An 8,085-nucleotide genomic window follows, 5' to 3' on the forward strand; every position below is an offset into this window, starting at 1 on the left:
GCGCATGACGCCCACCAGCAGGTCGGGCGAGACCTGGCGCAGGTCCAGGCAGACGGTGCGGGTCGGGTCCAACAGCGGGGCGAAGGCGACGCTGGCCTCGCCGGCGTCGAGCGCGCCGACCAGGGCGGCGCTGAGCTTCTGGCGGTCGCCGGCCGTGGCGACCGAGGCCAGACCTTCGTTGATCAGGCTGACGGTCGCGACGCCGCGCGGAGCCGCGCCCCGCACGCTCTTGACCCGGCCGGTGCTGGCGATCACCAGCAGCAGCTGCGGCGCGCCGTCGACCAGGGTCTGAAGGGTGTTCAGCTCGCCGACATTGCGGTTGTCGCGCTCGCCGGCCCGGCGGTGAGTGAGGATCAGGCCCGAGGCCAGGCCCACCCCGACGGTCGCCACCGACAGGAAGCCCAGGATGAAGGCCAGCGGTCCGGTGGGCGCGGGCGGCGCCAGGCCCGACAGCTGGGTCAGGGCCGCCACCGCGCCGCCGATCAGGGCCAGACTGGCGCCCTCGGCCAGGCGTCGGGGCGAGGACAGGGTCGAGGCGGCAGCCACCGGGGCCAGGATCCAGGCGCTCATCGCGCCCGAAACGCCGCCGGTCACCACCGCCGCGCCCGCGCCGCAGGTGGCCCACAGCACCAGGATCAGGGATTGCAGGCGCTCGTCGCGCCGGTCGCCCACGGCGAGGGCCGCCAGGGCCGGAATCGCGCCGGCCGCCAAGGCCAACCAGATGGGAAGGCCGACGACGCCGGGGGTGAAGGCCGCCGCGCCCGTCGCGAAGATCACGGTCGCCAGCCAGCCCAGCCGCCACAGATGCGCCGCGCCGAAGGCCCCCGCCGAGGCGTTACCCGACAGATTGGCCTGACCCGGCTTGGGGTCGGTCTGGAACGGGGAGCCGTCAATGGGCAAGGCCGCGAGAATCCCTTTCGGTGAGTCTTCGTCCTCAAAGCTTAACGCGTGGCGGGGAGTCTCCCAAGGCCGCACAATCGGTGCGCGATCGTTAACGCCAGAGCTTCTTGTGGACGGAAACGGATTCGTAAGCGCCTTGGTTCATTCTGACCCATCGAAGTTACGGACAGAAGGTCCCTGATGCCGCCACCGGCGATCACCGACGCATCGAGCCCCGCCGAGACGCCGCGCGAAAACGCGAGCGCCGACACGGGTTTGATGTCGCAGACCACCGCCTTCCGGCGGGCGGCGGCGCGCGCGCGTCGCCAGCAGGCCTTGGATGATCAGAAACGCTCGTTCCTGCGCATGGTCAGCCACGAACTGCGCACGCCGCTGAACGCGGTGATCGGCTTTTCCGAGATCCTGTCCTGCGAGCTGTACGGCCCCCTGGGCGCGCCGCAGTACAAGGAATACGCCGGCCTGGTGCACGAAAGCGGCCTGAAGCTTCTGCGGCTGGTCAATCAGATCGTCGAAATCGCCCGCCTGGAAGGCCACGTCACCGACCTGGACCTGGGCGAGGAAAGCCTGGACGACGCCGTCGAGGACGTGGTCCTGCAGCTGCGGGGCGACGCCTCCGCCCGCGGAATCAGCATCGTCGCGCCCGAAGTCGGAACCCTGCCCTGCCTGCGGGCCGACGGTCGGGGCCTGCGCACCATCCTGACCAATCTGCTGCAGAACGCCCTCACCCACTCGCCGCAAGGCGGGCTGGTGGTGATCGAAGCCAAGCAGATCGGCGGCGGCTTCGTCGAGATCGAGGTCCGCGACCATGGCGAGGGGGCTGATCCGGCCGACCTGACCCGTCTGATCCGTCCGTTCGAACAGGGCGGCGCCACCCTGACCCGGTCGTCGGAAGGCGCGGGCCTGGGCCTGCCGATCGTCGACCTGCTGACCCGGGCCATGGACGGAAGCCTGCGGCTGAAATCCACGCCGGGCCACGGCTTCACCGCCATCGTCACCCTGCCGGAAGCCACGGCGCGCAACGGCACGCGGCCGCGGCCTTAAAGGCGCTAAAGGCCCTTCCTCTTTCGGCGTCGCCGCACTAAGTCCCGCTCATGCAACGCCCCATAGACGCCGCCCTCGACGAATTGGCCGACGAGTTCGAACTGCTCGGCGACTGGGAAGAGCGCTATCGCTACGTAATCGAGCTGGGCAAGGACCTCGCGCCGCTCAGCGAGGCCGAGCATTCCGAAGCCAACAAGGTGCGCGGCTGCGCCAGCCAGGTGTGGCTGGTGACCGAGCCCCAGGCCGACGGCACGGTCCTGTTCCGGGGCGACAGCGACGCCCACATCGTCAGCGGACTGATCGCCATCCTGATGCGGCTGTATTCGGGGCGGCCGGCGCGGGACATCGTCGATTTCGACGCCGCCGCCGCGATGGGCCGGCTGGGCCTGTCGGAGGCCTTGTCGTCTCAGCGGTCGAACGGGCTGAAGGCGATGGTCGCGCGGATCCAGCGGGACGCTGGAGCGCTGGCGCGCTAACCCGCACCCACCACCTTCTCCAAGACCGTCATTCTCGCCACAAGGGCGAGAATGACGGCTGAGAGGTGGAGGGTTTAGAGCCCTAGACTCAGAAGAACCCGGCGCGGGTCCCGATGAACCAGATCGCGATGACGATCAGCACCAGCTGCAACAGCCAGTTGACCGGCGACGGAATGGGGCTGCGTTGGACCGCGTAAAGAGCCAGGCCAAGCAGCACGAGGGCGACGACGATGACGATCAGGATGCTCATGTCGGTGTAAGCGCGTCTCTTGGTTGAAAGTTCCACTGACGCTTGAGAGATCTGGCGCCAGCGCTTATCAGCCCAGCCCATGACCTTCCGCGTCGCCGCTCTTTATCGTTTCACGACCTTCGCCGACCCGCTGACCATCATGCGGCCGTTGTCGAAGCTGTGCTGCGGCCTGGGCGTCAAGGGCACGCTGTTGCTGGCCCGCGAGGGGATCAACGGCACCATCGCCGGAACGCCCGAGGCGATCGACCAGGTGCTGGACCACATCCGCGCCCTGCCCGGCTGTGACACGCTGGAGCTGAAGTTCGCCGACGCCGAGACGATGCCGTTCCACCGCATGAAGGTGCGGATCAAGCGCGAGATCGTCACGCTTGGCGCGGGCGACCTGGATCCGGTCAGCAACGCCGGGACCTATGTCGATCCCGCCGACTGGAACGCCCTGATCGCCCAGGACGACGTGGTGGTGATCGACACCCGCAACGCCTACGAGGCCGCCATCGGCACGTTCGAGGGCGCGATCGATCCCCAGACCGCCAGCTTCAGCGACTTCCCCGCCTGGTTCCGCGCCTTCCGCGAGACCTGGGACCCGACCGCCCCGCCGCCCAAGGTGGCGATGTTCTGCACCGGCGGCATCCGCTGCGAGAAGTCGACGGCTTTCCTGAAGCGTGAGGGGATCGACGAGGTCTTCCACCTGAAGGGCGGCATCCTGAACTATCTGGAGACCACGCCGGCCAGTGAGAGCCTGTGGCGTGGCGAGTGCTTCGTGTTCGACGAGCGCGTGGCGGTTGGCCACGGCCTGACGCCCGGCACGCACGCCCTATGCCGGGGCTGCCGCATGCCGGTCAGCCCGGAGGACCGCGCTTCCGAGCACTATGTCGAGGGCGTCTCCTGCCCCGCCTGCCACGACGCCCGCGACGACGAGGCCAAGGCTCGCTACGCCGAGCGCCACCGCCAGGCCACCCGCGCCAAGCAACTGGGCATCGCCCATGTCGGGGCGGTGATGGAGCCGCGCGAGCCCTAGTTCGCGTCATGACGTTGCGCCGACCCCGCGCCGCCGTCATATGTCGAGCATGACCGAAACGGCCGTTACCCTGTCCGAACGGCAGACCGCCCTGATCGCCAAGGCCCTGGCCGAGCCGCGTCGCCTGCAGATCCTGCGGGAAATCGGCGCCAGCAAGGACCCGACGCCTTGCGGCGGCCTGGCCCAGGCCCAGCACATCAGCGCCGCGACGATGTCCCACCACATGAAGGAACTCGAGACCTCGGGGCTGGTGCGCATCTGCCGTGAAGGCCGGTTCGCCTTCCTTGTGCTTCAGCGCGACGTGTTGAACGCCTATCTCGCCCAGCTCGCCGAAATCTGAGGCCGCCCGCACTTTTCGTCGGGGCTCCGCGCCTTGAATCACTTCGATGCTTATCTAACTGTCGAAGTGTCGCCACGAGGCGGCATGGAGAGAATTCGATGAGCAAGCTTTCAGGTAAGACCGCTGTCGTGACCGGCGCGTCCAAGGGGATCGGCGCCGACATCRCCAAGGGCCTGGCGGCCGAGGGCGCGGCCGTGGTGGTCAACTACGCCTCCAGCCGCGACGGCGCCGACAAGGTCGTGGCCCAGATCGTCGCCGCCGGCGGCAAGGCGCTGGCCGTCCACGCCGACGTGTCCAAGCCCGCCGACATCACGCGACTGTTCGCCGAGGCCAAGGCGGCCTTCGGGACGCTCGACATCCTGGTCAACAACGCCGGCGTCTATCAGTTCGGCCCGCTCGACGCGGTGACCGCCGACGAATTCCATCGTCAGTTCAACATCAACGTCCTGGGCCTGCTGCTTGTCACCCAGGAAGCCGCCCGCAACTTCGGAGCCGACGGCGGCAGCGTCATCAACATCAGCTCGAACGCGACGTCGTTGAACCTGCCGGAAGCTTCGATCTACACCGCCACCAAGGCGTCGGTGGACTCGATCACCCGGGTGCTGGCCAAGGAGCTGGCCGCGCGCAAGATCCGCGTGAACGCCATCAATCCCGGCGGCGTCGAGACCGAAGGCTTCCACGCGGCCGGCGTCGCCGGCTCGGAGTTCGAGACCTTCATCGTGTCGCAGACCCCGCTGGGCCGCCTGGGCCAGCCGAGCGACATCACGCCCGTCGCGGTGTTCCTGGCTTCGGCCGACGCCGGCTGGGTGACGGGCGAGATCATCGCCGTCTCCGGCGGCGCGCGCTAGACACGCGACAAGCGGCGGCGGTGGGGATCAACCCCGCCGCCTCCGCGTTATCGAGGCTCACCTCTTTTGACGGAGCCTCCCCATGGCCGCTTATGACGCCTCCTACGGCACGCCCGCCGCCGCTCGCCAGGGCCTGCTGTCCAGTCTTTCGGACAAGCTCTCGGGGCTGTTCAGCAAGACCCCCTCGACCGCTGGGACCGAGCCCTATGCCGCGGCCCCGCCCGCCGACTACGCCCTGACGCCCGACGCTGAAGGCAAGATCACCGTGGCCGGCTACAAGGTGCCGGTGGCCCTCGCCGTGGTCGGGGCCGGCGTCGTCGCCGCCCTGCTGATCAACCGCCGCACGCGCGCCCCGGCCATCGCCGCGGCCACCACCGCCTGGAGTTTCTTCGGGTCCAAGCTGGCGAAGTAAGGCCACGCTTCGAACCTTTCGCCGACGCCCCGCGTTAGCCGATCCCCATTCCAGGAGAGCCTCATGGCCCATACCAACGAAGATCACATCAAGCTCGTCAACGGCCTGGTCGAAACCACCATCGACAGCGCCGACGGCTATGAAGAAGCCGCCAAGGACGCCGACGGCGCCCGCTTCAAGACCCTGTTCACCCAGCGCGCCCAGGAGCGTCGCTCGGTGGCCTCGGACCTGCAGAACGAAGTCCGCCGCCTGGGCGGCGATCCCAAGGACGACGGCACCATCCTGGCCGCCGCCCACCGGGTCTTCGTCAATCTGAAAGACAGCCTGACCAAGGGCGACGAAGCCGTCGTCAACGAGGTCGAGGCCGGCGAAGACCACATCAAGCACAAGTTTGAAAAGGCCCTGGGCGACACCGACGTCGACGTCCAGACCCGCGCCGCGATCGAAAAGGCCTGGACCTCGGTCAAGTCGGGCCACGATCAGATGCGCGACATCAAGCAAGCGCTGAAGCACTAGGTCGAGCCTAGAAACGTTGCTCTTCCCTCCCCCTTGTGGGGAGGGAAAGTTCTCTACTCAAACCATCCGGTAGTGCATCGCCAGCCGCTGCAGCGCCAGTTTCAACACCGTCTTCCCGACCCGCCTTGGCAGGCCCAGCTCGCGCTCGGCGACCTGCAGCGCCGTCTCGGCCAGGCACACCCGTTCCAGCATCTCCCGCAGTCCCGGCCCCACCTCGGCCAGGGCCGCCGCGATCCGGTCCTTGGCCGCGCGCGCCCGTAGCGCCGGCTCCAGTCGCGGCGCGCCGCCCGCCGAGCGCGGCTGAGCGTCCCAGTCCATGGTCAGTCGGCCCACCGAACCGGCCCGCTGGAAGTCCTCGCGCAGCCGCTCGCCGGCCATGATCTCCACCGGCTCCAGTCCGCCGCGCCGGGCCAGCCAGGCCACAGGCGACTCGCCGAGATTGGCCTTCAGCACCACGTGCTGGTCGCTGCCCTCGATCACCACGCGCTCACCCTCGATCACGCCCGGTCGTCCCGGCGGCGGCGCAGGCGGGGCGAGCGGCTTGATCAGCCGCCATCCGCCCTCACTGCGCGAGGCCAGGGCACCGTCGCGGGCCAGCACCCGGAAGGCGGCCTCGTCCACGGTCAGCATCACCCGCCGCCGGGGACCGAAGCAGACCACATAGCCCAGGCCCTTGACCTCGATCAGCGCGCCCGGACGCCGCAGCAGCCGCTCGGCGCGGGCGGCCAGGTGCTCGGCCTCCAGCGCTCGCTCGAAGACGCCGCTCATCGCTCCGCCCCGATCTGCGTCAGCTCCGGAATGGCTTCGGGCGCCTGCTTCACGCAGGCCTCCAGCACGCTCATCCGGGCGTCGAAGGCGGCGTTCTCGCGCATGTCCTCGATGCGGGTGCAGGCGTGGCCGCAGGTGCTGCGATCCCGGTTGAAGGCGAAGGCCACCCGGATCAGCGGCCAGTTGAAATTGACGTGGGCCAGGTAGATGGCGATCTGGCGGGCACGCGCCGCCGACTTGCTGGCGCGCTTCGTCGACGCGATGTCGGCCGGCGACACGCCCGTCGCCAAGGCCACGGCGTGGGTGATGAAGGCGGCTGTCAGCCGGTCACGGCGTGGGTCGGGCGAGATCGCCCACAGATCCTCGAGAGTTTGAGCCAGCATCGGCTTCCCCTGCGAACGGCGTCCCCGTGACGCCCTCGACCACAAGTTTAGGTCGAGATTCCGTAGGTGAGGATAACTTTCCTATTGCGCGCGTCTAGCAGGAATATAAACCTTTGATTGCGTTGCGCTGGACCCCGCTCTATCCCCGCGCCCAAATGGGCATAGAGGCCGTCGGGATGATCGCGCCCTTGCTCGTCACCACCGCCGCGGCCAGCTGGTGACCGCGACTCACGGCCGTCTCGACCGGCAGGCCGGCCAGGCGCGAGGACAGGTAGGCGGCGTTGAAACTGTCGCCCGCGCCGGTGGTGTCCAGCGCCTTGACCCGGGCCGGCGCGGGGGTGGCGATGCGGCCTTCAGGCGTGTGGACGTTGACTGCGTGGCTCTCGTCGCGCGCCACCACCTCGGCGCCGGCAGCGGCCCATTCGGCGGCCAGGTCCTCGGCTTCGCGGCCGTAGAGCGGACGGCTGTCCTCGCTGCTCAGCGACACGTAGCGGCAAGACGGCACGACGCCGTCCAGCGCTTCGCGGGCCGCCTCGGGCGAAGCCCACAGCGCCGGGCGGTAGTTGAAATCCAGGGCCACGGCGACGCCCAGCGAGTGGACATAGGCCAGAATGTCCTTCAGCCGCGCCCGCCCGATATCGCCGATCACCGCCAGGGTGACGCCGGACAGGTAAACCAGGTCGCTGGCCTTGGCGGCGGCGATCAATTGGTCGGCGGTGTGCTGCGAGAACAGGTCGCGAATCGGGGCCCGCTCGCGCCAATAGTGGAACTTCCGCTCGCCGTTCTCGTCCAGCACGATGGCGTAGAGGCCTGGCAGGCGGTTCTCGGCCTCACGCACCAGGGCGGTGTCCAGCCCCTCGCGGCGCATGGCGGCCAGGGCCCCGTCGCTGAACGGGTCGCCCTTGCCCAGGGCCGTGCAATAGGCGACCGCGTCGCCGAGGCGCGCCATGTAGACGGCGGTGTTGAAGGTGTCGCCCGCGAACCCCATCCGGTGCAGGCCCTCGCCCTCCGGCGACAGCTCGACCATGCATTCGCCCAGGACGGTGATCTTGGCCATGTGACGGGTCCCCTTGTTGGAGGGCGTGATAGGGGGTTTCCGCCTGGCGATCCAGGCTCACTCACTTGCCCCCACC

General features: G+C 68.9%; 11 protein-coding genes and 1 pseudogene. 7 read left to right on the forward strand and 5 right to left on the reverse strand.

Annotation, left to right across the window (positions count from 1 at the left end; translation table 11 throughout):
- Window positions 1-900 (reverse strand): annotated as a pseudogene (locus AC1DZ6_RS13565) (sensor histidine kinase); the annotation flags it as partial.
- A 180-nt stretch (window positions 901-1,080) separates the two neighbouring features.
- On the opposite strand from AC1DZ6_RS13565, the gene AC1DZ6_RS13570 reads away from it, so the two are divergent.
- Window positions 1,081-1,941, forward strand: a complete 861-nt coding sequence (locus tag AC1DZ6_RS13570) for a sensor histidine kinase (protein WP_477097692.1) — start codon at window positions 1,081-1,083, stop codon at window positions 1,939-1,941.
- A gap of 50 nt (window positions 1,942-1,991) precedes the next feature.
- Window positions 1,992-2,417, forward strand: a complete 426-nt coding sequence (locus AC1DZ6_RS13575; RefSeq protein ID WP_477097693.1) for a SufE family protein — start codon at window positions 1,992-1,994, stop codon at window positions 2,415-2,417.
- Window positions 2,418-2,505: 88 nt separating this feature from the next.
- Here AC1DZ6_RS13575 and AC1DZ6_RS13580 read toward each other — a convergent pair whose 3' ends face one another.
- Complete coding sequence (locus AC1DZ6_RS13580) at window positions 2,506-2,667, reverse strand: hypothetical protein (protein WP_018061533.1); 162 nt, start codon at window positions 2,665-2,667, stop codon at window positions 2,506-2,508.
- 79 nt (window positions 2,668-2,746) lie between these two features.
- Here AC1DZ6_RS13580 and trhO point away from each other — a divergent pair, with 79 nt between their 5' ends.
- The 5 genes from trhO to AC1DZ6_RS13605 all read left to right on the forward strand — a co-directional run bounded on the left by trhO (window position 2,747) and on the right by AC1DZ6_RS13605 (window position 5,801).
- Window positions 2,747-3,685, forward strand: a complete 939-nt coding sequence (gene trhO / locus AC1DZ6_RS13585) for an oxygen-dependent tRNA uridine(34) hydroxylase TrhO (protein ID WP_477097694.1) — start codon at window positions 2,747-2,749, stop codon at window positions 3,683-3,685.
- Between the two features lie 49 nt (window positions 3,686-3,734).
- Entirely contained in the window at window positions 3,735-4,025 is a 291-nt protein-coding gene (locus tag AC1DZ6_RS13590; protein WP_477097695.1) for an ArsR/SmtB family transcription factor, read from the forward strand.
- Window positions 4,026-4,123: 98 nt separating this feature from the next.
- Complete coding sequence (locus AC1DZ6_RS13595; protein ID WP_477097696.1) at window positions 4,124-4,873, forward strand: glucose 1-dehydrogenase; 750 nt, start codon at window positions 4,124-4,126, stop codon at window positions 4,871-4,873.
- Between the two features lie 82 nt (window positions 4,874-4,955).
- Window positions 4,956-5,285, forward strand: coding sequence for a hypothetical protein (locus AC1DZ6_RS13600; RefSeq protein WP_477097697.1), 330 nt, complete (start codon window positions 4,956-4,958; stop codon window positions 5,283-5,285).
- Between the two features lie 63 nt (window positions 5,286-5,348).
- Entirely contained in the window at window positions 5,349-5,801 is a 453-nt protein-coding gene (locus AC1DZ6_RS13605; RefSeq protein WP_477097698.1) for a PA2169 family four-helix-bundle protein, read from the forward strand.
- 57 nt (window positions 5,802-5,858) lie between these two features.
- On the opposite strand, the gene AC1DZ6_RS13610 is transcribed toward AC1DZ6_RS13605, so the two are convergent.
- From AC1DZ6_RS13610 to AC1DZ6_RS13620, 3 genes are all read right to left on the reverse strand, one after another.
- On the reverse strand, window positions 5,859-6,569 hold the full coding sequence (locus tag AC1DZ6_RS13610) for a DUF6456 domain-containing protein (RefSeq protein ID WP_477097699.1): 711 nt from the start codon (window positions 6,567-6,569) through the stop codon (window positions 5,859-5,861).
- Entirely contained in the window at window positions 6,566-6,952 is a 387-nt protein-coding gene (locus tag AC1DZ6_RS13615) for a helix-turn-helix domain-containing protein (protein WP_477097700.1), read from the reverse strand. The genes AC1DZ6_RS13610 and AC1DZ6_RS13615 overlap by 4 nt, the downstream gene beginning before the upstream one ends.
- A 139-nt stretch (window positions 6,953-7,091) precedes the next feature.
- Complete coding sequence (locus AC1DZ6_RS13620; protein WP_477097701.1) at window positions 7,092-8,009, reverse strand: sugar kinase; 918 nt, start codon at window positions 8,007-8,009, stop codon at window positions 7,092-7,094.
- Window positions 8,010-8,085: the final 76 nt, after the last annotated feature.

Source organism: Caulobacter sp. P1_B12_2 (assembly GCF_056406675.1).